The 25,233-nt window shown below is 50.4% G+C and carries 23 protein-coding genes; 7 read left to right on the top strand and 16 right to left on the bottom strand.

The genetic code is table 11. The features are described from left to right. Window positions 1-16 precede the first annotated feature (16 nt). The 7 genes from FED52_RS03000 to FED52_RS02970 all read right to left on the bottom strand — a co-directional run bounded on the left by FED52_RS03000 (window position 17) and on the right by FED52_RS02970 (window position 7,120). Window positions 17-721: a CpsD/CapB family tyrosine-protein kinase gene (locus FED52_RS03000; RefSeq protein WP_138858895.1), complete on the bottom strand. Its 705-nt coding sequence runs from the start codon at window positions 719-721 to the stop codon at window positions 17-19. Then, entirely contained in the window at window positions 684-1,460 is a 777-nt protein-coding gene (locus FED52_RS02995) for a YveK family protein (protein WP_167491757.1), read from the bottom strand. The genes FED52_RS03000 and FED52_RS02995 overlap by 38 nt, the downstream gene beginning before the upstream one ends. A gap of 134 nt (window positions 1,461-1,594) precedes the next feature. After that, window positions 1,595-2,752 (bottom strand): glycosyltransferase family 4 protein, encoded by a 1,158-nt coding sequence (locus FED52_RS02990; protein ID WP_138858893.1) that lies wholly within the window; start codon window positions 2,750-2,752, stop codon window positions 1,595-1,597. Window positions 2,753-2,765: 13 nt separating this feature from the next. Then, a complete protein-coding gene (locus tag FED52_RS02985; protein WP_138858892.1) occupies window positions 2,766-3,818 on the bottom strand; it encodes a glycosyltransferase family 2 protein in 1,053 nt (350 codons plus the stop codon). A 177-nt stretch (window positions 3,819-3,995) separates the two neighbouring features. Beyond that, complete coding sequence (locus tag FED52_RS02980; RefSeq protein ID WP_138858891.1) at window positions 3,996-5,261, bottom strand: glycosyltransferase family 4 protein; 1,266 nt, start codon at window positions 5,259-5,261, stop codon at window positions 3,996-3,998. Between the two features lie 108 nt (window positions 5,262-5,369). Beyond that, window positions 5,370-6,278 (bottom strand): NAD(P)-dependent oxidoreductase, encoded by a 909-nt coding sequence (locus tag FED52_RS02975; protein ID WP_138858890.1) that lies wholly within the window; start codon window positions 6,276-6,278, stop codon window positions 5,370-5,372. Beyond that, window positions 6,275-7,120 (bottom strand): aldolase/citrate lyase family protein, encoded by an 846-nt coding sequence (locus FED52_RS02970; RefSeq protein ID WP_138858889.1) that lies wholly within the window; start codon window positions 7,118-7,120, stop codon window positions 6,275-6,277. The genes FED52_RS02975 and FED52_RS02970 overlap by 4 nt, the downstream gene beginning before the upstream one ends. Window positions 7,121-7,402: 282 nt before the next feature. Between FED52_RS02970 and FED52_RS02965 the strand changes: the two genes are divergently transcribed. Beyond that, on the top strand, window positions 7,403-8,050 hold the full coding sequence (locus FED52_RS02965; RefSeq protein ID WP_138858888.1) for an acetyltransferase: 648 nt from the start codon (window positions 7,403-7,405) through the stop codon (window positions 8,048-8,050). A 40-nt stretch (window positions 8,051-8,090) separates the two neighbouring features. Here the strand turns inward: FED52_RS02965 and FED52_RS02960 are convergent, their stop codons facing one another. Continuing rightward, window positions 8,091-8,546, bottom strand: a complete 456-nt coding sequence (locus tag FED52_RS02960; RefSeq protein WP_138858887.1) for a hypothetical protein — start codon at window positions 8,544-8,546, stop codon at window positions 8,091-8,093. Window positions 8,547-8,889: 343 nt separating this feature from the next. On the opposite strand from FED52_RS02960, the gene FED52_RS02955 reads away from it, so the two are divergent. The 5 genes from FED52_RS02955 to FED52_RS02935 all read left to right on the top strand — a co-directional run bounded on the left by FED52_RS02955 (window position 8,890) and on the right by FED52_RS02935 (window position 15,485). After that, entirely contained in the window at window positions 8,890-10,797 is a 1,908-nt protein-coding gene (locus tag FED52_RS02955; protein WP_138858886.1) for a beta-glucoside-specific PTS transporter subunit IIABC, read from the top strand. A gap of 37 nt (window positions 10,798-10,834) precedes the next feature. After that, entirely contained in the window at window positions 10,835-12,286 is a 1,452-nt protein-coding gene (locus tag FED52_RS02950; RefSeq protein ID WP_138858885.1) for a 6-phospho-beta-glucosidase, read from the top strand. Window positions 12,287-12,417: 131 nt separating this feature from the next. Further along, on the top strand, window positions 12,418-13,959 hold the full coding sequence (ptsG, locus tag FED52_RS02945; RefSeq protein WP_138858884.1) for a glucose-specific PTS transporter subunit IIBC: 1,542 nt from the start codon (window positions 12,418-12,420) through the stop codon (window positions 13,957-13,959). Between the two features lie 24 nt (window positions 13,960-13,983). Then, window positions 13,984-14,790, top strand: coding sequence for a MurR/RpiR family transcriptional regulator (locus FED52_RS02940; RefSeq protein WP_138858883.1), 807 nt, complete (start codon window positions 13,984-13,986; stop codon window positions 14,788-14,790). A 2-nt stretch (window positions 14,791-14,792) separates the two neighbouring features. Further along, complete coding sequence (locus FED52_RS02935) at window positions 14,793-15,485, top strand: N-acetylmannosamine-6-phosphate 2-epimerase (protein ID WP_138858882.1); 693 nt, start codon at window positions 14,793-14,795, stop codon at window positions 15,483-15,485. Between the two features lie 44 nt (window positions 15,486-15,529). Here FED52_RS02935 and FED52_RS02930 read toward each other — a convergent pair whose 3' ends face one another. Both FED52_RS02930 and FED52_RS02925 read right to left on the bottom strand, forming a co-directional pair. Then, the gene (locus FED52_RS02930; protein ID WP_138858881.1) at window positions 15,530-16,084 is read right to left on the bottom strand and encodes a transglutaminase domain-containing protein; all 555 of its coding nucleotides are present in this window, start codon (window positions 16,082-16,084) and stop codon (window positions 15,530-15,532) included. A 27-nt stretch (window positions 16,085-16,111) separates the two neighbouring features. Next, window positions 16,112-16,327: a hypothetical protein gene (locus tag FED52_RS02925; RefSeq protein WP_138858880.1), complete on the bottom strand. Its 216-nt coding sequence runs from the start codon at window positions 16,325-16,327 to the stop codon at window positions 16,112-16,114. 408 nt (window positions 16,328-16,735) lie between these two features. Here FED52_RS02925 and FED52_RS02920 point away from each other — a divergent pair, with 408 nt between their 5' ends. After that, window positions 16,736-18,031: an O-antigen ligase family protein gene (locus tag FED52_RS02920; RefSeq protein ID WP_138858879.1), complete on the top strand. Its 1,296-nt coding sequence runs from the start codon at window positions 16,736-16,738 to the stop codon at window positions 18,029-18,031. Between the two features lie 144 nt (window positions 18,032-18,175). Here the strand turns inward: FED52_RS02920 and FED52_RS02915 are convergent, their stop codons facing one another. From FED52_RS02915 to FED52_RS02890, 6 genes are all read right to left on the bottom strand, one after another. Next, window positions 18,176-19,138, bottom strand: a complete 963-nt coding sequence (locus FED52_RS02915; RefSeq protein ID WP_138858878.1) for an aldose epimerase family protein — start codon at window positions 19,136-19,138, stop codon at window positions 18,176-18,178. A 109-nt stretch (window positions 19,139-19,247) separates the two neighbouring features. After that, complete coding sequence (locus tag FED52_RS02910) at window positions 19,248-20,234, bottom strand: LacI family DNA-binding transcriptional regulator (RefSeq protein WP_138858877.1); 987 nt, start codon at window positions 20,232-20,234, stop codon at window positions 19,248-19,250. Between the two features lie 16 nt (window positions 20,235-20,250). Then, window positions 20,251-21,276 (bottom strand): aldose epimerase family protein, encoded by a 1,026-nt coding sequence (locus tag FED52_RS02905; protein ID WP_167491755.1) that lies wholly within the window; start codon window positions 21,274-21,276, stop codon window positions 20,251-20,253. After that, window positions 21,245-22,759: a UDP-glucose--hexose-1-phosphate uridylyltransferase gene (locus FED52_RS02900; protein ID WP_138858875.1), complete on the bottom strand. Its 1,515-nt coding sequence runs from the start codon at window positions 22,757-22,759 to the stop codon at window positions 21,245-21,247. The genes FED52_RS02905 and FED52_RS02900 overlap by 32 nt, the downstream gene beginning before the upstream one ends. After that, window positions 22,759-23,760, bottom strand: coding sequence for a UDP-glucose 4-epimerase GalE (galE, locus tag FED52_RS02895; protein WP_138858874.1), 1,002 nt, complete (start codon window positions 23,758-23,760; stop codon window positions 22,759-22,761). Before galE ends, FED52_RS02900 begins: the two co-directional genes overlap by 1 nt. Continuing rightward, on the bottom strand, window positions 23,760-24,944 hold the full coding sequence (locus FED52_RS02890) for a galactokinase (RefSeq protein WP_138858873.1): 1,185 nt from the start codon (window positions 24,942-24,944) through the stop codon (window positions 23,760-23,762). The genes galE and FED52_RS02890 overlap by 1 nt, the downstream gene beginning before the upstream one ends. Window positions 24,945-25,233 lie beyond the last annotated feature (289 nt).

Genomic DNA, 25,233 nt, shown 5'->3' with positions numbered 1-25,233 from the left:
CCAGCCAATCTCCGTCTCATTCGTACGTATATGCGTAGTATGCATTCTTTCCGGCGCGCTCACGTTTATTCATTACAATCCCTAACATGTGGGCGCCCGATAAGACGAGCTGCTCTTTCGCCTTTAATACGAGGTCTCGGTTCGAGTTATCGCAACCTACGACAAGAATCGTTCCGTCCGTCTCGCTTGCTAATAATCGGCTGTCCGCTACATGCATGAGCGGGGGTGCATCCAAGATAATCAAGTCATACTTTTCCTTCACCTCATCTAACAACTGCTTCATCATCGGTGACGCGAGCAACTCTGACGGGTTCGGTGGAATCGGACCCGCTGCCAACAAATGGAGCTTTGGCACTTTCGTCATTTGAACCGAACGATCGAACGTTGTCCGTTTGGCGAGAACAGTGGATAAACCCGTCTGACCTGCAAGTTGGAACGTGAAATGTACCGTTGGCTTACGCATGTCACAATCCATTAGCAACACCCGTTTTCCGAGTTGCGCGTAGACGATGGCCAAGTTAGAGGCCGTCGTCGATTTACCTTCCCCGGCCGACGCCGATGTGACGACAATCGTCTGCAACGTCGCACCAAGCGCCGTGAATTGCAAATTCGTTCGTATGGTCCGATACTGTTCGGCAATCGGAGATTTAGGATTCGCTAACGTGATAAGGCTGCGCCCCGAATCACGATGTTTGTCTTGACTCTTTGACAGGTGGAACATGTGGATCGTCTCCTTTCGGCGCCGTGCCAGCCTCAGCTTTTGGTTTAACTACCTTTGGGTTCATGTCACGTTTTTCAATGACCGGAATCGATCCGATTACTGGCATGGACAAAATTTGTTCCGCCTCACGCTCATCATGAATCCGTTTATCAAACGTATGACGGATGAGGGCGAGCACGCCTCCAATCACAAACCCTGCAAGCAGACCAATTGCAGTATTTATGACGACATTCGGAGCGATGGGTTCGCCTGGTACGACGGCTTCCGATAGAATGCGAACGTTATCGATATTCATCAAATCAGGAATCTCACTGGCGAACACGCGTGTGATGACGTTGGCGATTTCGGTGGCGACGACAGGGTCACCGTACTCCACTACAATGTTGATGACTTGTGATTCTTCCTCACTTTCTACTAAGAGGATTTCACTGATGTCTTTCGGCGCTTCCGCGACTCGAGCTTGGACCTCATTCAAAATAGCCGGACTGCGCATGATGACACGATACGTGTTCACAAGGGAGAGTGAAGATGAGACTTGCGAGCTGTCGACGACATTCGTACCAGCCTCTTCTTTCGGTACAATCAGTACTTGTGTCGAAGCCTCATAAGTCGGCGCGATCACATACTGACTTAAATAATAGGCAGCCCCTCCACCCATGAGAATCATCAAGAGGAGAAGCAACATATTTTTCTTTAACACCCCGAATATTTCTGAGAGTAACATCGTTTGACTTTTCACACGTAAGCCCTCCTTCAGACAAAGTTGCATAGACAAATATCCAGTCGTGACGTTGTTGCCGTTCTCTGTCTTTACTCCTTACCCGACGTTCCATACAAATCGGAAAGAAATGTCTACCATCTTTTCATGAACTATCATGTCGGCTTATCCTGAACGAATTGAGAATAGATGCGTCGCATCTCCGATTTCGAACGATTGACGTCAAATGCCTTGACCGACTCGCTGTTGTGGAGCCCCATTTGGTGGGACAAATCGAAATCGAGTTGCATCGTCCGGATGGCCCGGGCAAAGCCGGCCACATCCTCAGGAGCACATTTATAACCAGTCACCCCGTCAATCGAATAGTCGTTGATCCCATGCACGTTCGATGTGATGAGCGGGAGTCCCGCCGCCATCGCCTCGAGTGCGGCCATGCCGAGACCTTCCCGCTTTGACGGGAAGACGAAGCAGTCCGCCGCCTTCATCACTTCGATGACATCGTCGCGGAAACCGAGCAAGAATACTTGTCGCTCGAGTCCGAGCTCCCGAATGAGCCGTTCGAGCTGGTCTTTGTTGTCACCCGTCCCGGCAATCAAATAGCGGAGCGTCGGTTCCTTCAGTGAGGCGATGGCGCGGATAATCGTCTCGTGGTTCTTGTTCTCGTTCAACTCACCGACCGATAACAAGACGAAGTCGGTGTCACTGTCGATGCCGAGGCCGCGCCGTTTCAGCGGCCGGTCAACCGTGACCGCCTCGATTCGTTTCGTGTCGACACCGATGCCGGGGATGCGGAACGTGTGCGACGTCTTGAACGTCTGCGCCCGCGAGAAATCTTCCTCGTTGATGGTGACAATCGTGTCGGTCAGCCGGGCGAGCGTCCGCTCGACCGGATAATACAGCATCCAGTTGAGCGACGGGCTGCCTTTGAAGAAATGGAAGCCGTGTGCCGTATACATGCATGGCGTGTGTGTCTGACGGGCGACGAGCCGGCCGACGACCCCGCCGATTGGCGAGTGACAGTGGATGAAGTGATAGCGGTTTGCCGTCATGACGGCCTTCAACTGTTGATAGGCCCGGACGTGGCCGTTCATCTTCTTGATGTCGCGCTCGAAATCGACTTGGTACAGTGTGACCCCGTCCGCCTCCAAGTCCTGTTTGATGCGGGCGATCTTCTCAGGCGAATACATGCTGCCCCACTCGAAGTTCGTGGCGACGTCAACCTTATATGCCATGTCCTGCAACATGCGGATATTGTCGCGGTTGAAGCTCTCAATCATCGAGACGACCGAGGCGACCATGAGCACTCGTTTCATCGTTCTCTCCTCCTCATACACGCTTCCGAAGATAATCGACACCACGTAACATCAACACAAGCGGTACAGTCTGTTCGTTTTTACAGAGCCGAAAAAATGTTCGCCACTTTACATCAAAATGACGCATATCCATCTGCGAATAAGCCCGTTTGTACTCTTCTTGTCGGAGCACTTGTTTCAATGATTCCGCTTGAGCGAACAGAGATTTCGGCGCAGCAATTTCGTTTAAACCAATTCCAATCATACTGAGGGCGATCCGGTTATAAAGAGCATGATTATATTCCTCGCCGAGCTGATGTGTCTCGATATAGCGCATTAAAATGTGGAAGAACTGGAGGCGCGAGGCGACAAGGTCTTTGTGATAGACACTCGTTTCAGACTGGGTATTTGTTTTTCGATAATGGTAGACTGGATAGTCGATATAAATGAATCGTTGGCAATGCTCCAATGCTTGGATTTGAAAATATAAATCGATAAATGTCCCGTATGGACCGCCAAACGTTAGATGTTTGATGAGATCACGATGATAAAGCGTGATACAGTTTGAATTGAGCGCATCCACTGTCTCCGGGTGAGCGAGCTCCTCACCGACGAGTCCGAATAGGCGGCGATGGACATACCGTCTCGTCTCTTCTTCGTTGTAAGATAAGAAGTCCGCTTCAAAGATTCGCTTCGGAAGAGAACGTCCCTTGTATTCACGCACATACGTCCCCATGACGGCATCTGCCCGTTCATTCTCCGCGTGTTCAACTAATAGTCGAATCGCATCTACATCAAGCCAGTCGTCACTATCGATGAACATGATATACTCACCTGATGCCAATTGAAGGCCTCGATTGCGGCAGGAAGAACAGCCACGATTCGTTTGACTGATGACACGTACTCTCGGATCTTTGTCGTAAGACAATGCAATGTTGAGACTATCATCTGTACTCCCGTCATCGATACAAATAATGTCGAGATGTGGATACGTTTGATGAACAAGGCTGTCAAGACACTGTCTCAAGTAGGCGCTTGTGTTATAGATTGGGACGACCAGACTAACGAGCTGGGTGAGGCTTGGCATGTGAGTCACTCCTTCTAAGTTGTCGTTTCATGATGTGAGGATGCTATCCTCGTTGTTCCCGTAAGCCCCTGCCGGTAACTCACAAACAGAATGAGCCGTGGATAATCTTTTCGTGAAGTATAAAAAACGAAAAAAGCCGATTGCATCATCGCAATCGGCCCGTCTATCAACTGAGAACTATGGAGTTAATATATCTTCATAAATCTGTACGAGTTGCTTTAGATTTAACTCTTGACTGTGTGTGACTTTGGCCCGTCGTCGTGCCGCTGCAGATAAGGTTTTGGCTAACATATCGTCCTCAAAAATTTTACAGACATAATAAGCCAACATATAAGGGGCGTCATGTTGGTATAGGAATCCCTCTTTTTTATCAGCCAGCATGTCACTCGTCCCCCCTACATAAGACGCAACGGATGGCACACCTAGTAACATCGCCTCTGCCAATGAATTTGGACTGTTTTCGATGGTAGACGGACAGACGAAGACATGCGACTTGAGATAACGTTGGCACATGTTTTGCTCGTTCAACGTTCCCGTGAATGAGATATGTTGTCTTAAATTGTATCGGTCAATCAATGATTGAATATAATTGCCATAATGTGTGGCGAACAGCTTATTTTTCAAACCGGATCGGTCTGTCAAATCGCTGCCTCCAATATATAATTTTGCGTCCGGATACCTTTGCAAAATCAACGGCATGGCTTCCAACATAAAGTGCAGCCCTTTGATGGAATATTGACCTTGGCTCAAGAAAATCGAATGGGGCTCACATCTTTCCCGCTCCCACGTCTCATGGTAAAACGATTCCCGTAATGTCTCGTTGCAATGGAAATAAACAGCTTGGTCATTAATTTGAGAGACACAGGCTCGGTCCCACGTCGTCCTGCCGATGACATGGCCGACTTTTCGAATCGCCTCACGTTCGGCCTCACCACGTACTTGGAACGTTTTTCGCAATCCGCTCACATGGTCGTGACGAACCCAGTTTCGAAACGTCTTATTGTGAATGGCGTCTTGGGGCAGACCGGCATACGTATGTTTTTCGATGACCGAAACGAGTCCTTGAATCGAAATCACGGTCTTCACACCGAATTTCCGACAGGCATTGACCATGGCCAATGTATGGGGCATTTCGGTTCCGAATATGTGAACGAGGTCCGGGGAAACTTCCTGTAAAATGTTCGCAAATCGCGCATGGTTTTTGATGGAGGGGTCACTCACCTTTTTAATCGGCACGAACGGATAATACGTGATTTTATCCCCTTCCAAAACATTTATTCGGTTCGCTTTTTTAGTCGGGAACGCAACGGAGAGTTTGACCGTATCCAGGTCAGACAAATATTTCGATGTATTGACGAGCCATCCGCCATACGGCGTTGATGATTCACGTAATAAATGACTTGTCTCTGGCAACGGAACGTTAGTCAACCATAGCACCTTCATAGTAAGCCACCATCCATCCCTATACGTTATAGTCCTCTCGTTGCTTTATTCTTTCTCAAGTCCTCCACTTCCTTTATGAGCGAACTATTTGCCTTAAACCAGATGGATTTATCTGTTCAATTGTTCGAGTTTCAAATGATTCATCATATTTTCGAACAGCCGCTCATTCACCCGGTCCGACACGTACGAGTTATGCGGCGTAAGCGTCACCCATTCAAAGTTGTAGAGCGCATGATCCGACGGGAGCGGCTCGGTCTCGAAGACGTCCAAGGCGACCCCGAAGAACTTGCCTTCCTCGAGCGCCGCGATGAGCGCCGACTCGTCGATAATCGACCCGCGCGCGACGTTCAACAGGACGGCATCCTCTTTCATGGACGCAATCGCTTCCGCGTCGATGACATGATACGTATCGTCGGTGAGCGGTAAGGCGATGACGATGACGTCACTCTCCGCCAAAACGTCGTGCAGCTCATCCATCAACACGTAACGGTCGACGAACGGCACGTGCTTCTCCCGATGCCCGACGCCGATGAGGGTCATATCGAACGCCCGGAGCCGTGTCGCAATCGCTTCCCCAACATGGCCAAGACCAAGCAGCGCCACGGTCTTCCCGGTCAGCTCACGCAAGCGCCGTTCCTTTTCCCAATGCCGGTTCGCCTGTTTCTCCCGAAACGCGGCCCCATGCTTCATAAAATCGAGCAACTGCCAGACGACCCATTCGGCCATCGGTACGGCGTACGTGTCGCCGGCATTGTAGATCCGGATGTTTCGTTCCTCGAGTTCGTTGAGCGGCAAACGGTCGAGTCCGGCGCTGATTGCTTGGACGAACCGCAACCGTTTGAAGTCCATACAAGAGCGGTATTGAAAGACATTGTTACAAATCAAACCCTCGACCTGTGAGACATCGATGTCCGACACGTCCGCCTCTTCCCGAAGCATCGTCACCGTATAGCCAAGTCGTTCGAGTGTCGCGAGTTGTTCAGGAGTCAACCGCACTCCTGTCGATAGCAAATTCATGACAAGATTCCTTTCCGGTTCTGGATTTCCGCCGTGATGGCATCAACGGTCGAGACGAGACTCAACCGATTCAATCCCAACCACTCCGGTGTCGCGTGTTCGAGCTGTTGCTCGTACGCTCTAATTCTCCATACCCCTTCTTGGAATAGTTGTGCCTGTTTCGCATCAAATTTCCCGACCGATCCGATATTACAAAAACTGCGCGATAAAATCGCGAGTGACGAACCGAGTCGGACATGCTCCCCGAGCACTTTTTCAGCCGGAAGCTTACCTTCTCCGATTCGAGCGACGCCGCCAAAACCGTACGGGATTCCGGCCGCTTGGAGTTGACGTGTCACCGCTTCGACCGTACCATCGGCGAGTGGTTCGAACAGGAAGCTCTGCCCGTAACTGAGATGCAGGTCGTTCAAGCCGATGTGAACGTAGTCGATGCCCGATAGTTTGAGTACGTCCGTCATACAGGCGATGGCCTCTTTCGTTTCACATAGCAGACAGACTTTGGCTCGTTTGTCGACGAAATCGATAAACGCCGCCACTTCGGCGGCCGTCTTGTAGTAGGGAAGCATGACGACATCGGCCCCGCGATTGATGACCTCATTAATCTCATAACGTGAACCTTGGAAAATCGGATTGACGCGGACGAGCAGCTCGGCATGTTTCAATACCGCGCGCAGGCGGCTCACGTCACGGATGGCATGGCGTGAAATGACCGTATCGAGATGACCTTGTCGTTCTTCTTTTCCGTTTAGTTCTAAATCGACGAACACCCAATCGACCCCGTTCTGTTCAGCGAGCAGGGCAATGTTCGGTTCATTCGTGATATACATCAGTTTTAAAGACATGGCGAGCACTCCTCTCATCAATTGATTACTTTAGGGAATTAGCCCGTCCGAAAAACAACAAAACGGAAATCCAGATAATGCTTTTGCAATCCAAACCTTTCATATAATGTTATTTATTTATCGTCTGCCTCGCCATACCTGCATGGGACACTGAGGAATATGCTTTGACATCAAACTATGCTCGTAACTTCTTTCTGATTTTGTTTTAAATATGGCGAATCGGAAATAACTAACGTACAGAACCATATTTTCGACAGTTTTCGGCAAAAGGGGTGACCAATTATGGAATGGATTGTGATATTTGGTGCGGGCGGTCATGCACAAGTGCTTATCGATATTCTCGAATTGATGGGTGTCTATCGGATTGCAGGAATTTATGATGACAGCCCCAGTATGCTAGGCAAGTTCATCGCCGGATATCCGGTGTTAGGATTGATTGATTCTAAGCTTGTGGCAAACAAGGGGATTATCGGAGTCGGAGTGAATCATAATCGTGAGCAGATAGCCGAGAAAATCTTACAGAACAACTCGGACTTCGAGTTCATCAACGCCATCCACCCGAGCGCCGTCATCGGCAAGAACGTCATCCTAGGTGAAGGGACGGCCGTCATGGCCGGCAGCGTCATCAATCCGAACGCCGTCATCGGTCCGCATAGTATCATCAACACGATGGCGTCGGTCGATCACGACTGTGTGCTCGAACCGTTCGCCTCGGTCGCCCCGGGTGCCCATCTCGGCGGCAACGTCCACGTCGGCGCCCGCACGTTCATCGGCATGAGCGCGACGGTCATCCATAGCATCCACATCGGCCACGACACGGTCATCGGGGCCGGGGCCACAGTCGTCAAGGACATCCCGAACCACGTCGTCGCCTACGGCTCCCCGGCCAAACCGGTGCGGGGCCGGGTCATGAACGAACGCTATCTGTAAGCAAAAACGAGGCCACCCCGCGCCGGGTGACCTCGTTTTTTCATTTCAGCTCGCGATGCAGTTCGCGGTCGGTGATATAATCCGGTTCGAGTTTCAAGATGACCCGGTCGAAGGCACGCTGGAAACCAAACATCCCCATGCAGAGCGCTGCGAACAAGATAAAGAAGGACGAATCCGCCGAGCCGAAATCGTACCAGCCGAGAAGCGCGTACAGCATGACCAATCCGCACAACGTCAGCCAAAACGGCAACCGGACGAGCCGTTGATACGTCGAATTGTCGTTGAACGAGGCTCGGATAGTGCCAAGTTTCCATTCGCGAATGGCCAACGGAATGACGCCTAGAAATCCGATACCGAGAACGACGAATTCGTATTGAGACACGTACTGGACGAGCGTTCCCGTAATGATGGCCGAAGCGGCCCCAATGATGAATGTCTTTGCATTTCCTTGCCGTGCGTAATCGACGAGGCGGCGTATATGTTGTTCACGTCTCATGGTCAAAGCTCCTTTAGTTAGTGTTAATGTATGTACGAATCCTTCCCTACGTTGGTTTCAATTCAAAATGATTCCCATCTATAGAAGTAAAAAATCTCACTTGTGACAGATTAAAGGAATCTGAAAATTCCTAAATGTAAGCGTTGACATTTTGTTTTGGCACGTGCTACATTTCAAGTATCAAATAACAACTGAACGGTCTCCTGCGCAGGAATGTTACCTTTAGTGGGCATAACCTGACTCGAGTCAGATGGTAGACGTGATTTCACGTATCTCATCTGACACGGGTCAGGTTTTTTATTTGACGCGAACGTAAAATCCAATGGAAAAGGAAGGTATGGACATGAAATACGAACAGCTCGCACGCGACATTATCCAACAAGTCGGCGGCAAAGAGAACGTCAACAGCGTCGTCCACTGTATCACCCGTTTGCGCTTCAAATTAAAAGATGAAAGCAAGGCCAACACGGAAGCCATCAAAAATATGGACGGTGTCGTCACCGTCATGAAGAGTGGCGGCCAATACCAGGTCGTCATCGGCAACCACGTCCCGGACGTGTATAAAGCGGTCGTCGAAGTCGGCGGTTTCCAGAACCAGTCACCTGTTGAAGAAGAGGAAGGCCCGAAAGGATCATTGTTCAGCCGGTTCATCGATATCATCTCTAGCATCTTCACCCCTGTCCTCGGCGTCTTGGCCGCGACGGGGATGATCAAAGGATTCAACGCCCTGTTCGTCGCCCTCGGTTGGCTCGACGCCACATCCGGCACGTATCAACTATTGAACGCCATCGGCGACTCGCTGTTCTACTTCTTCCCGATCTTCCTCGGCTATACGGCCATCAAGAAGTTCGGCGGCAGTCCGTTCATCGGGATGGCCATCGGGGCGGCGCTCGTCTATCCGACGTTGTCGACGCTCACGGCCGGCGACCCACTCTACACTGTCTTCGCTGGCACGATGTTCGAGTCACCGATTCATATCACGTTCCTCGGTGTCCCGGTCATCTTGATGACGTACTCGACATCGGTCATCCCGATCATCGTCGCGGCATTCTTCGCAGCGAAGCTCGAGAAGTTCTTGAAGACAGTCATCCCAGACGTCATCAAAATGTTCATCGTTCCATTATTGACATTACTCATCATCGTCCCGCTCACGTTCATCTTGATCGGACCGATCGCGACTTGGGCTGGTATGTTGCTCGGGAGCGCCACGGTCGCCGTCTACAACTTGAGCCCGCTCATCGCCGGGATCTTTCTCGGTGGTCTCTGGCAAGTATTCGTCATCTTCGGTCTGCACTGGGGTCTCGTCCCCGTCGCCATCAACAACTTGACATCACTCGGATCAGACCCGATTCTCGCACTCGTGTTCGCAGCCTCATTCGCGCAAATCGGTGCCGTACTCGCGGTCTTCCTCCGCATCAAAAATCAAAAAATCAAAACACTCTCGATCCCGGCCTTCATCTCAGGAATCTTCGGGGTCACTGAGCCAGCCATTTACGGGGTCACGCTCCCGCTCAAGAAACCGTTCATCATGAGCTGTATCGGTGGTGCCGTCGGTGGGGCCATCATGGGCATCATGGGTACGCAAGTGTATATCATCGGTGGTCTTGGCGTCTTCGGTTACCCGTCGAACATCTCGCCGGAAGGCATTACGACCGGGTTCTACGGTTCACTCATCGGGACAGCCGCCGCCTTCGTCGTCGGTTTCGTCTTGACGTACTTGTTCGGTGGCGTCAATAAAGCGGTCGCCGCAACGCCACAACCCGAAGTCACACCGGTCTCACAAGAAGTATCAGCGACAAAAGTCGGCCAAGAACAGATCCTCAGCCCGCTCGCTGGGAACGTCGTCAACTTGAAAGACATCTCGGACGTCGCCTTCTCATCGGGCTCGCTCGGCCAAGGCGTCGCCATCGAACCGACAGAAGGCAAGCTCGTCGCCCCAGTCTCGGGTACGGTGTCTGCCCTCTTCCCGACGCATCACGCCATCGGCATCACGACCGAGACAGGTGCCGAGATGCTCATCCATATAGGAATGGACACGGTCCAACTTGAAGGGAAACATTTCAAGGCACATGTCACGCAAGGCGAGTTCGTCGAGAAAGGACAGCTGTTGATCGAGTTCGACCTCGACGCGATCAAACGCTCTGGCCGCGCCCTCACGACACCGGTCATCGTCACGAACCGCAAAGTCATTTCTCCGAGCCACGCCGCAAGCGTTCACTCAGGCGAAGCCTTGTTCATCATCAACGAATGAATGTGGGAGGGTCTGTCCCTCCCCTACTATAGAAAGGATGGATTTGATGAGTTTTCCAAACGGATTTTTATGGGGTGGCGCCATCGCCGCGAACCAAGCTGAAGGTGCGTACTTAGAAGGTGGCAAAGGCTTGACGACGGTCGACTTGTTGCCGACCGGGAAGAAACGGTTCGACGTCATGTTCGGCGACTTGCCGTCACTCGAGCCGGTACCGGGCGAGTTTTATCCGTCACACGAAGCAATCGACTTCTATCACCGCTACAAAGAAGATATCGCGCTGTTCGCCGAGATGGGCTTCAAGGCACTCCGCCTATCAATCTCATGGGCCCGCATCTTCCCGAACGGCGACGACACCGAGCCGAACGAGGCCGGACTGAAGTTTTATGATGACGTCTTCGATGAACTGTTGAAGCACGGTATCGAGCCGGTCGTCACGATCGCCCACTTCGACGTGCCGGTCAGCCTCATCCAAAACTATGGCAGTTGGCGCGACCGCCGTGTCGTCGATTTCTTCGAGACGTACGCGACGACGCTGTTCACCCGCTATAACGGCAAAGTGAAATATTGGATGACGTTCAACGAGATCAACATGCTGCTGCACTTGCCGTTCATCGGCGCCGGACTCGTGTTCGAGGACGGAGAGGACAAGCAGCAAGTGAAATACCAGGCGGCGCATCATCAGCTCGTCGCGAGCGCGAAAGCGGTCAAAGCGGCACACGCCATCAATCCTGACATGCAAGTCGGCTGTATGCTCGCGGCCGGTCAGACGTACGCCTACTCGTGCAACCCGGACGACGTCTTGGACGCGATGGACAAGGACCGTGAATCGTTCTTCTTCATCGATGTCCAGTCGCGTGGCGAATACCCAGGCTATGCCAAACGTTTCCTCGACGAAAACGGCATCACGCTCGAGATGGAAGACGGCGACCTCGAATTGTTGAAACAGCACACCGTCGACTATATCGGCTTCAGCTATTACGCGAGCCGGACGACGAGCACGGACCCGGAGATCAACGCATCGACCGAAGGCAACATCTTCAGCTCGCTCGAGAACCCGTTCCTCGAGAAGTCGGAGTGGGGCTGGACGATCGATCCGACCGGCTTCCGTATCACGGCGAACCAACTGTACGACCGTTACCAGAAACCGTTGTTCGTTGTCGAGAACGGACTCGGTGCCGTCGATACGCCGGATGCGAACGGCTACGTCGAAGACGATTACCGCATCGACTATATGGCGAAACATATCGAACAGATGCATGAGGCGATCAAGGACGGTGTCGAGATTCTCGGCTATACGAGCTGGGGTCCAATCGACTTGGTCAGCGCCTCGACCGGCGAGATGAAGAAACGTTACGGCTTCATCTACGTCGACAAGGACAATGAAGGCAACGGGTCCCTCACCCGCTCGAAGAAGAAGAGCTTTGATTGGTACAAGCAAGTCATCACGACGAACGGCGAAAAAGTAACGCCTCCTGTCAAAACCACATAACCACGCGAATCGAACCGGTCCCGTTGACTGGTTCGATTTTTTGTTAAAAATATTTTTACCGTAAACGCTTGCATAAAAATATTTTTCATATTATGATTCAGGTGAAAATAATTTTAAGGAGGATTTATCTCATGTCACGTCTATTCGAACGGGCACAACAATTCGGGAAATCATTTATGTTGCCCATCGCTGTCTTACCGGCAGCGGGACTACTGCTCGGGATTGGAGGTGCGCTCTCGAACCCGAACACGGTCCAGGCGTATCCATTCCTCGACATCACCTGGCTCCAGCATTTGTTCACCATCATGGCCGCCGCCGGGTCGATCGTCTTCGCCAACTTGGCCGTCTTGTTCGCAATCGGGGTCGCGGTCGGGCTCGCCAAGTCGGATAAAGGGACGGCGGGACTCGCCGCCATGCTCGGTTATCTGATCATGAACGCCACCATCAACGCCATGCTTCAAATCACTGGTGAGTTGATGGAGACGGATCTCGCCAGTGCCGGTCAAGGGATGGCACTCGGCATTCAAACGCTCGAGACCGGTGTCTTCGGCGGGATTTTAATCGGGATTGTGACGGCGCTCTTGCATAACCGTTACAACAAGCAAGTGCTCCCGCAATTCCTCGGCTTCTTCAGTGGATCGCGCTTCGTGCCGATCATCACGTCGTTCGTCGCCATCGGGGTCGGGATTGCGCTTTACTTCATCTGGCCGACGGTCCAAAGCGGGATCTTCTCGCTCGGCGGACTCGTCGACAAGACAGGCTATATCGGGACGTTCATCTATGGCTTCGTGCTCCGGATGCTCGGACCGTTCGGGTTGCACCACATCTTCTACATCCCGTTTTGGACGACCGGCCTCGGGGGCTCAATGGTCATCGACGGGACGTTGATCGAAGGGACGCAGAAAATCTTCTTCGCCCAGCTCGCTGACCCGAGCACGACGCAGTTCTATGAAGGCACGGCCCGCTTCATGTCAGGTCGCTTCATCACGATGATGTTCGGTCTGCTCGGTGCCGCGCTCGCCATGTATCACTGTGCGAAACCGGAACAGAAGAAAGTCGTCTTCGGCCTCTTGTTCTCGGCAGCACTCACGTCGTTCTTGACCGGAATCACGGAGCCGCTCGAGTTCGCCTTCTTGTTCGTGGCACCTGTGCTTTACTTGGTCCACGCCATCTTTGACGGACTTGCCTTCATGATGGCCCACATCTTCGAGATCACGATTGGTCAAACGTTCTCAGGTGGGTTCATCGACTTTATCCTATTCGGGGTTTTACAGGGAAATGACAAGACGAACTGGATGCTCGTACCGGTCATCGGTGCCTTCTGGTTCTTGCTCTACTACGTGACGTTCCGCTTCCTCATCACGAAGTTCAACTTCATGACGCCGGGACGTTCCGACGAGACAGCAACAAAAGCAGCCGACGTTGACGCCTCAGACCGCACGACGGCCATCATCGCCGCGCTCGGTGGCGATGCCAACATCGACACGGTCGACTGCTGTGCGACACGCCTCCGCGTCACCGTCAACGACCACCAACACGTTCGCGAGGATTTGTTGAAGGCGACGGGCGCCCACGGGGTCGTGCAAAAAGGAAATGGGATTCAAGTAATTTACGGTCCTTCTGTTACAATTATTAAGAATGAAGTCCAAGAGGCGTTAGGCCGGGGCGAATAACGAATTGTGTTGGAGGGAACAGCCGTGTGGGAACAAATGAAAGACGTCTATCCAGAGATGACGGACAGTGAGAAAAAGATTGCCGATTACCTCATGACGAATATGAACGACGCCATCGAGTTGACGATCACCGAGTTGGCGCAAGCCATCCAGACGTCACCTGGTACCGTGACCCGATTCTGTAAAACGATTGGGGTCGGTAGCTATTCGGCACTGAAGCTCATGATGCAAAAGACATTGACGGAAACGAACTTGCCCCAGACGGCGACGTCCCTCGAACCGATGCAGCGGTCGTATATCGAATTGATTCAGACGACCGCCCATTTGATCGACCAAGAGGAACTCCTCGCCATCTGCGACCATATCCGACGTTGCCGTTCGGTCCACTTATACGGGCTCGGTAACGCCGGTCTCGTCGCCCAAGAGATGGAGTATCGCTTGCGGCGGATGGGACTGCTCGCCACGACGGCGTTCGATAGCCACAGCATGGTCATGGATGCCTCAATCGCGACGAAAGACGATTTGATTATCGCCTTCTCGAACAGCGGCGAGAGCCGTGAGGTCGTCCAAGCCGTCCAGCTCGCTAAAGAATCGGGCTGCACGACCATCGCCTTCGTCGGCTATCAGCACTCCCCGCTCGCCGAGCTCGTCGACCATCGACTGTTGACGGCCGGTGCATCAGGCGAGGCGTTCTTGATCAACACGCAACTCCCGCTCCTCTTCACGGCGGACGCGGTGACGAAAACGTTGATGGAAACGAGTGAAGACTTAAAAGCGCATTATCTAAAAACACTCAAAGCGCTCGACCGATTAAAAGAAAGAAGTGATTAATGATGACTGATTTACCAACCGGATTGATCGTCTCGTGCCAGGCACTCGAGGATGAACCGCTCCATAGCGACTTCATCATGGGCCGGATGGCCATCGCGGCCGTCCAAGGCGGCGCCAAAGGCATCCGTGCCAACTCGGCGAAAGACATCCGTGAAATCAAACAGCAAGTGAACGTGCCGATTATCGGGATCGTCAAACGCGATTATGCGGACAGTGACGTGTTCATCACCGCGACGATGAAAGAAGTCGAAGAATTGATCGAGGTCGGCGTCGACGTCATCGCCCTCGATGCGACGCAACGCTTGCGTCCCGGCAACATGACGCTCCAAGAACTCGTCCACACCATCCGTTCGATTTATCCGAATCAACTGTTGATGGCCGACTGCGCGACGCTCGAGGATTGCATCGAGGCGGATCGACTCGGCTTCGACTATATCTCGACGACGCTCTACGGCTATACGGCAGAGACGAACGGCTCGCGCCTCTTCCACGACGACTTCAAGTTCCTGAAGGACGTGCTCGACCACGTCACGCAACCGGTCGTCGCCGAAGGCAACATCTTGACGCCCGAGATGGCGAAACGCTGCATGGACCTCGGCACACATGCCGTCGTCGTCGGCGGGGCCATCACACGGCCGCAACAGATTACGGCACGATTCGAAGAGGCGATGTCTTCTTCGGTCACGCCGAAATAAGCAAAACGTGCTTTGCTCCAATCGAATGGAGTGAAGCACGTTTTTTATTGAAAGTCAGCTACAGCCGTCACTGGATAGTCCCCTATCTCCCAAGTATGGTCCTTCTGAAGCGTCGCATCGGATACTAAGAAATAATCGTAGCCGACCTCCCCCACTCGATTCGGGACGGGATCGTTCCACGTCGTGTCCAAGTGATACCAAGCGCCGTCGAGCTTCACGAGATTCCATGCGTGTAATCCGGTCTGGACCTCGCCAGAGATATACTTCGCTTCCAACCCCGCAGCTTCCAGCAACAAAAGTGTCGTCAACGCGTATCCTTCGCACACGCCTTCCCCATTAAACAGAATCGAATATGGCGTATATGGACTCGCTTGGCTGTCTAAGTTGTAGGCCGTGTTCAAGACGACGTAATCGTTTATGTACTTCACTTTCTCAAAGTCGTTCAACCCGACCGGCATCTCTGCGACGACTTGGTCGACCTTCGCTTCAATCTGTTTCGATTCCTCGATGTTCATATCGTAAGCCAACTCGACTTCTAGTTCGACATAGCCGCCATGATCGCGATACTCCGTCTCCCCGCCTCGTGACAGGCGGAACACGTAAATGTGGTTCGCCTCCAGCCAATCCTACGCCTCGTCCATCGTCTGTTCGAAATCTCGACTTTTGCCGATATAACTGATGCTGAACGTTTCATCGAATTGACTCATGTGGTAAGCGAGCGCCTGACCGAGCTCTTTTGAGGACGCCACTTGCGTTGAATCGAGGCAATCCGTCGTTTGCGCCTCAAGATAGGCCGCATATCCACCAAATAGACTTATGCACAGCATCATCAATGCCAACACGCTCCGTCCCACCACAATAACCGAAGACCAGAAGACCGAGCGTTTATGCTTGATGAACATCCAGAAAATTACCACGCCGCCTTTAAACGTTCAATACCAGGGCTATCCCGATTTTTTCGCGAGTACAAATTGTGTTCTCTTGTGGTTTGACAAATAGAACTTTCTTTATGCATACACTTAGCATCGTCAAAGTTTTCGAGAGTCCACAGATTCAAAAAGATTGCTCATAACATTAATCCAACGGTGAAATGCCTAGTTTAAGTTTTAATAAATAATATAACACCGGTAATGTGGAAAATTTTTAGTACAACAGAGACATAAAATGTGAGATTTACCCTAAGTCGCTATTGAATTACAGTTTTTTTAACTTTAAAATAGATTAGTGAAACTTAACCTTTAGGAGACAAAATGAATATTACATTAAATAGGCATGCTGACACAAAAATGTTAGCGTATCTGGTACCATTATTATTTGTATTTATGCCTCGCCCAGCTGTTAATGGTGCGCAATTTTTAACATATCCAGTCTTAGGTGGAATATTATCTATCTTAATTCTAGTCACTGTAAAGAAATTCGTAAAAAGCGAAAGTTTAATGGCAGTCACTTTACTATTATTTCTTTACATGATTAGCGTATCAATCTCAGTATTAATGTCAGTTAATCCGCAATTTACATCCATCGCCCACATATTCAAACCAGTTCTGTTTGTGATTGTGTTATTTTTTGGTTATATTATTGGTCAAAGTTACGACGTCGAAATAATTGAAAAAAGCCTCGTCAAGGCTTCAAAAGTTATTATGGCAAGTCAACTTCTAGTAGGTATCCCACAATTATTGGCTATAACGATTTTTGATTCAATTTATAATGCAGAACTAGCCCGACCGATTGGTAGCTTGATTCGAATTGTTGGGACCTTAGGAAACCCAAATATATTCGCATGGGTTGTAATTATCTCGACTGTCACAATTTTTTTAATGGAAAAAAGCAAACTATCTATAGTTTTATGGGTAGCATTCGGTGCAATTCTTATAATTTTGTCAGGATCAAGAACATCGTTCGCTCTCTTCCCTGCCGTTTTGTTCGTTTGCACATTTCTAAAAACAAAAAAAACAAAGTCATTCTATTTTTTTAAAGTTCCAATGTATTTATTCGCATTATTTTTAACTTTCCAACTGATGGTCTGGTTGATTACAAAGTACCAACAAACTTTCCCTTATCTCAGCCAATTGCTTCAAATTTTGGAAACTGGTGAGTTAACGAGCGTTAGTTCGTTTAACATGAGAACGTTGATTTGGAGCAACGCATGGAATGTGATGGTGAATGAAAACAGAAATTTAGCATACTTATTTGGTCTAGGTCCAAATTTCTCTGCCTCTACTTTCATAGACAATGATTTCCTTTATTCCATATTAAACTATGGTTTTATAGGACTGTTGTTAAATTTGTCTATCTATATTACTGTATTTATTATCTTTAGCAAGCTAAAAAATCGAAATATGAAAGTGCTTGGACAAACTTATGTCATTTTCTCGATATTAATTGGCATTCAAGCAGAAACGATTAGTGGCTGGAACTATCCAATTCTTATTATGTTTTACTTAGGTCTTGCTATTGCCTTAAAAGATACTGGAAAAGATTATAATGGGAAACCGATTAAATCCAATAATAAGAAGAAACGTCTTACGCCACGCATCACATGGTAACTTTAGCGACATCAGTCAAAAACTCACTACACACAGAAATTGAAAAGTGTTCAAAATCATATCAATAAAAACGCTAATTCAGGTAACCAAAAGTAGAACAACAGCCCGACAGTTTAAGGCTGGGATTTGTTCTACTTTTGTTCGTTACACCACCCCAAACCGATACATCGTCCGCGAGTGATACAACTCACCCGGTTTCAGTTCAATCGATGTGGCGATGTCTGGATGATTCGGTGCGTCCGGAAACGCTTGAGCTTCGAGACAGATAGCGCTATGCTTCTGTCGCCCCTCGAGCGTCACCGGTGTCTCTTCACTGAGGAAGTTCGCCGTATAGACGACCATGACCGGTTGATTCGTCTCAACATCCATGACGCGTCCGCTCACCGGGTCATGCAATCGCGTCGTCCCATCTTTCAAGATGAACGGATGATCGAGGCCACCAGCTTTCGCAATCGCCTCGTCCTCTGACGTAATCGCCTCACCGACTGACTTCCCGTCCCGAAAATCGAACGGTGTCGCCTCTACCTCAAGCAATTCGCCCGTCGGCAGCGATTCGTCATCGAGTCGTGCGACGTGGTCGGATGGTAACGTCAACACATGATCATGAATCGTCGGCCGTCCGCCGAGATTGAAATAGTTATGATGGTTCAAGTTGACCCACGTCCGTTTGTCCGTCGCAGCCGTCATCGTGACCACGAGCTCATTGTCGTCCGTCAGCTCATACAACACTTTGAACGTGACGTTGCCGGGATAGCCTTCTTCCCCATCCGGACTTAAATAAGTAAACGTAATCGCCTGTCCTTCAGCGTCCATGTCCCAATGCCGGAACGTGATGCCGTCGTCTCCGCCGTGGATATGATGCGGGGCCTCGCTTGGGGTCAAGGCCACGCCATCAATCTCCGCGTTGCGAATCCGTCCGGCAATCCGTCCGACGACGGAACCGAGATAGACCGGGTTCTCAAGATATTGCTCGGGACTGCCGTACTTCAAGATGACGGAGTCCATGTTGCCGTCACGGTCCGGTGCCGTCAATTCGGTCATGGCACACCCATATGAAATGGCCGACAGCCGCATGCCGTTCTTGTTTTCAATCGTTGCTTCTCTCAAACTGGCTCACCTACTTTGATTAGAATTTCAACTATGCTACTTGTTCCCTCCCTTCCCGTTGAATAATCCCATCAAAAAAACCGCCACAATCCCGTGGCGGTTCAAACGCTTACTGTTGGCTACTGTTGCGGAAAATCAGTTCTGTCGGCAATACGACTTTCTTGCTAATTTTCCGCCCACTCAATCGTTCCAGTAGTAGCTCGACGCTCGTCTCTCCCATCATCTCCGTATGGACATGAATCGTCGATAAGGCCGGATAGACGTATTTCGAGACACTAATATCATTGATGCTGATAATGGAGACGTCGTGCGGGACACGGACCCCTTTTTCATGAAGGGCACGCAAGGCACCGATTGCCAACGTATCGCTCGCAATCAACAATGCTTTCGGCACCTCGTCTTCGGTAATCATCGCATTCATCATCCGGTATCCGTCGTCTGCCAAAAACTTGCCGACCATCATGCGTTCCGGCAAGAAGGCGTCATGACTTTTCATGAACTGCACATACGTCTGCTCCCGCGCGTCTGCAAAAATTTCAGATCCGTCGCGTGACGTCTCTCGCCCACCGATATAGCCGATGTTCGTCATCCCTTGGTTCCAAAAGTGATGGAGAATCTTTAGGGTCGCCTTCGAGAAATCGGTCACGACAGAATCATAACGCTCATCTTCAGGTGTATAGTCAACGAACACAATCGCGTCCGCTGCTTTTTTTAACGACTCGATTTCCTGATGGCTGTACTTCCCGACGGCGATAATCCCTTCGACATTCGCCTGACTGACGTCTTCTAGCTGTTGATACGTATATTTTTGAACGTCGAGGCCTTGTTGGCGACAGGCATTCTCAATCCCGTGACGAATCGCCATGTAGTAAAGATCGTTCAATTCTTCTTCTTCCGTGAACCAGTGAACCAAAGCTACTTTTTGAACGCGTGTCCGTTTGGTACCCTTCTTTTGATAATCCATTTGTTCGGCGATCTCAAATATACGTTGTTTCGTCTCTGCCGTCACCGACAGAGATGGGTCCAAATTGAGTACACGCGAGACGGTCGCGATGGACACGTTCGCTCGCTTCGCTATGTCTTTAATCGTAGCCATGTGCTTCTCCCCTATACTAGTCCGTCGTCACCTGATATACCGTTGACACCCGATACGTCTCTCCGGGAGACAGGGTGGCACTTGAGGTAGTGACTTCATTGATTTCATTTGGTAACCGTTGTGCTTCGAGACAAATCGCCCCGTATTGTGGAATGACTGTTTTTTCTACGGTGAGGGTGCCATCCAATTGATTGCCACTATAGACGACGAGGACCGGCAAGTCTGTCTTCATGGATAGTCGTCGTCCCGTATCACGGTCTAACAGTGTCGCTTGAGGCAAATCCCCTGTCTCATTCAAAAAGAACGGATGATCATACCCACCTTGGGCGTGCTCTAGTTGTTCGTCCAAACGATGAAAACCTGACCCGAGCAGTCGTGGCGAACGAAAATCGAATAGTGTACCTTCAACCGGAATTCTCTCACCCGTCGGAATCGAGTCCGGTCGAATCGGTGCGAATGCATCAGCCGCGATACTCAATTCTTGCGCAGCCACCGTCTCACCGATTCTTCCAAGTTGGAAGTATGTGTGGTTCGTTAGATTACAAACCGTCGGCTCGGTCGTCGTCGCTTCGTACGTGATGACGAGCTCTCGATCATCGGTCAATGCATATGTCACTTTCACGGTGAGCTCCCCGGGATATCCTTCCTCGAGATGTGGACTTGTCCGGGTTAAGACGAGTGCTTGCTCATGTTGCTCTACCTGCCAGATGTGGCGGTCAAATCCTTGAACCCCACCATGAAGATGATTCGCGCCATCATTTTTGGCCAATCGATACACTTCATTCTCAATCCGGAATGTCCCATCTTCGATTCTGCCGGCGTGACGCCCGATAATCGCTCCAAAATACGGCGAGTGCTCGACATACTCCTCAATTGTGTCAAAACCGAGTACGATATTGGATATTTGACCATCTCGTTCCGGTACCATCCAACTTCGAATGATTCCGCCGTAGTTCAATACGGAAACAGCGTGATTGTTTTGGTTAAATATAGTATATTCGAAAATCGGTTCATTGTTCAAATGCCCGAACAGACGCCGCATCCTGTAATCCTCCTTGTGTGTGCATCGAATCGATGAAACGTTTGACGCCATCGTATCCAATCTCATCTTGTTTATACACGCCGCAATCCTCTAAGCCTTTCAAGAACTTCTGACCGACTTGTTCGTAAACGAGTGTCTCGACATCATGCGTAGCTATTTGTTTCAGTGAATCCGCCCACGCCTGATGCATCAGTTCAATCGTTGCCGGACGTCCTTCCACATAGTGGATGACTTCCCGTAACTCTGCTTTTAACCTTGCCGGTAAGACCGCGAGTCCCATCACTTCAATCAATCCGATGTTCTCTCGTTTAATGTGATGGACATCCTCATGCGGATGGAACAGCCCCATCGGATGCTCTTCGGTCGTCCGATTGTTCCGTAATACGAGATCAAGTTCGAAAGCATCACCCCGACGGCGTGCAATCGGCGTGATGGTATTATGCGGTTGATCGGTGACGGCGAGAATATCGAGCACCTCATCCGAATACACCCGCCAATGTGCGAGTACGAGCGTAGCCGCTTCAATCAATTGCTCTTTCTCCATCCCTCGCAGACGGATGACCGATAAAGGCCATTTTAAATACGTCGCTTCAATCGATGGGAACGCTTTGAGTTCAAGAGAGAATAATTCTTCGGCCCGGGCCATCGCAAAATCGTAGCGCCCTCCTTGATAATGGTCATGCGACAAGATAGATCCTCCGACAATCGGCAAGTCAGCGTTCGATCCGGCGAAATAATGTGGGAACTTGTCGACGAAATCCAATAAGCGCTCGAATGCGCCTTCATCGATGACCATATCCCGGTGCTCTTCCGACAACAAGATGCAATGTTCGTTGTAATAGACATAGGGCGAGTATTGGAAATACCATGGTTGACCACCCAAACGAATTGGGACGACGCGGTGATTCGTACGTGCTGGATGGTCCAATCGCCCAGCGTAGCCCTCATTCTCGACGCATAAAAGACACTTCGGATAGTCGCCCGCTCCTGCAGTCGGTTGCAACAATTTTTGACGTGCAATTTCAGCTGGATCTTTCTCCGGCTTTGACATGTTGATGGTGATATCGAGTTCTCCGTACGATGTCGCGACTTGATACGAGATGTTTTTTGCGATCCGTGCCGTCTGGATATAGTTCGATGCTTGAGACAAGTGATAGAAATAACCAGTCGCTTTTTTTGGCTCGTCGAAATATTTCAGTTGGAACACATACTCTAAATCAGACGGTTTTGGTAAAAATACATCCATCACTTTCGCAACTAAAATCTCTTTTGTTTCTAAGAAATCCTCAATCAAGTTCTGACGAACCGCTTCCTCTGTGATGTGATTCAATAGCTCAGGAATCGTCCCATCGGTGCGTGAGACGTCAGCCCATGTGACTCCTAATAACTCGAATAGGCGGTTGCGACAATAGACGACGTCACGACTCGTGATCAACTCTTGACGCTTCGCCTCGTCAATCAATCCTTCGATATACGTATTCATCAAGACGTCACGCCTCCCTTATAGCCGTTCGGATTTGCCCGGTGCCAATCCCAAGCGTCTTGGATGATCCGTTTCACGTCAGTGCGCGATGGTTCCCATCCGAGGATGCGTTTTGCTTTCGCCGAGGACGCGATCAGACGAGGCGGGTCACCTGCCCGACGCTCTTGTTCTACGGCCGGTATTGAGTGCCCTGTGACGGCCCGCGCTTCTTCAATGATCTCTTGGACGGAGAAACCGTTGTTCGAACCGAGGTTAAACACCTCGCTCGCCCCGCCTTCTGTCAAATAGTCGAGCGCCAAGACGTGCGCCTGAATCAAGTCCTCCACGTGAATGTAATCCCGGATGCATGTCCCATCTACCGTCGGATAATCCGTCCCAAAAATCGAGATGGACTCACGTTGACCATTCGCGACTTGCAGAACGAGTGGTAGCAAATGCGTCTCTGGGTGGTGATCCTCACCGATGACACCACCTGCTCGCGCACCGGCCACGTTGAAGTAGCGGAGCGAGACGAATCGCAATCCATGGGCTACCTCTGTCCAATGAATCATTCGCTCCATCGCGAGCTTTGTCTCCCCATAGGTCGACGTCGGCCTCGTCTCTGTATCTTCTGTGATCGGCATCACGTCTTGCTCACCATATGTCGCGGCCGTCGATGAGAATACGATTCGTAACACATCGTTAGCCACCATCGCTTCAAGCAAGCACTGCGTTCCGTGAACGTTATTGTCATAGTATTTGAGTGGATTGGTCATCGACTCGCCAACAAGCGAGTTTGCAGCGAAATGGACGACTTGATCAATCGTTTCTGTCGCGAACACGTCGTTCAAGAATGAACGGTCGCGGATGTCCCCTTTATAAAATCGTGCCTGCGGATGAAGAGCCTCGCGATGCCCTGTTTCCAGACTATCAATCACAACGACATCCTCTCCACGGTCTATCAATTGATACACAGCGTGAGATCCGATATAACCGGCCCCACCAACGACTAACGTTGTCATCACACTTCCTCCTTCATGCCAAGCTTGATTTCGTGCGCGCCTTCACCAATGGAAGCCACATAGAACGTCGGGGCGTACCCGACTACTGCCGAATACCGTTCGGCCACTGCCTGACGAAACGAATCGATCGCCTCATCGCGGACGAGTGCGATGGCACACCCTCCAAAACCGGCACCGGTCATCCGGGCTCCGATGGCCCCGTTCGACCAGGCGGCCTCAACGAGCGTGTCCAATTCTTTTCCCGTCACTTCATAGTCATCTCGAAGCGAGACGTGCGAGGCATTCATAAGCCGACCGAACTCTTCGAGCCGATTCTCTTTTAACGCCACGAGCGCCTTAAGTGTTCGATCGTTTTCATATACGGCGTGCCGGGCCCGTTTGACGAGCGTCTCATCTTGAAGAAAGGAGATATGCGACTCGAACGTCTCAGGTGTCACATCACCGAGCGACTGAATCGATAACGCCACTTGCAATTTTTCGAGCGCCATCTCACATTCGGCCCGACGCTCATTGTATTTCGAGTCGGCCAACTCACGGCGTTTGTTCGTATTCATGATGACAATCGACAGACCATCCAAGTCGATTGGCGCATATTCACATTCGAGCGTGTCGCAGTCGAGTAGCATCGCGTGACCTTGCTTGCCCATACCGATGGCGAATTGATCCATAATCCCACTGTTGACACCGATGTACTCGTTCTCAGCCCGTTGCCCCAATTTGACGAGTTCGAGTGGTTCAAGCCCAAGTTGATACATCCGATTCAATCCAAACGCCGTCGCCAATTCGATGGACGCGGATGAAGAAAGTCCGGCACCGTTCGGGATATTTCCGAAAAACCACATGTCGACGCCCGTTGTGATGTTCTGAGTTTGCTCCTGCAACAAATGAAGCATCGCTTTCGGATAGTTCGTCCAGTCGTCTTCCTCCCGGAATGCCAAATCTCCCAATCGCCGTTCAATCACGCCTACTTCAGGGAAATTTTCTGAATAGAGGCGGACGACGTCGTCGTCGCGCTTACGCATCAAGACATACGTCCCGAACGTAATGGCAGCCGGAAACACGTGCCCCCCGTTGTAGTCCGTGTGCTCACCGATTAAATTGATTCGACCTGGTGCGAAAAAGAGATGCGTCGGCTCTGTCTCGAACGTTCTTTTATACGACGCCATCATTTGTTTTTGATTCATAGTAATCCTCCTCGGACGATTGAGTAAACGCTTTCACAACTCCATTCTCGTCATTATTTTACTAAAAGTCAATGTAATTTTACTAATTATTCGTGAATAAATCGCTATTTAGCACGGGTGTAGCGATTTATATTTCGACATAACTTATCTAATTGGAATTAAATTAATGATGTTATTAAATTAAATAAAAATAGTAGTTAATTTTTTTAGTAAAAAATATGTTGCATTATTCATTAAAATTCGTTAAGTTTTATTTGAAAGCGGTTACACCATTATTGGAGGAGGATTC

Origin of the sequence: Exiguobacterium mexicanum (assembly GCF_005960665.1) — a bacterium.
GTDB classification, from domain to species: Bacteria; Bacillota; Bacilli; order Exiguobacteriales; family Exiguobacteriaceae; genus Exiguobacterium; species Exiguobacterium mexicanum_A.
The sequence above is the reverse complement of the archived record's forward strand: the minus strand, read 5'-3'. Positions and strand labels throughout refer to the sequence as shown.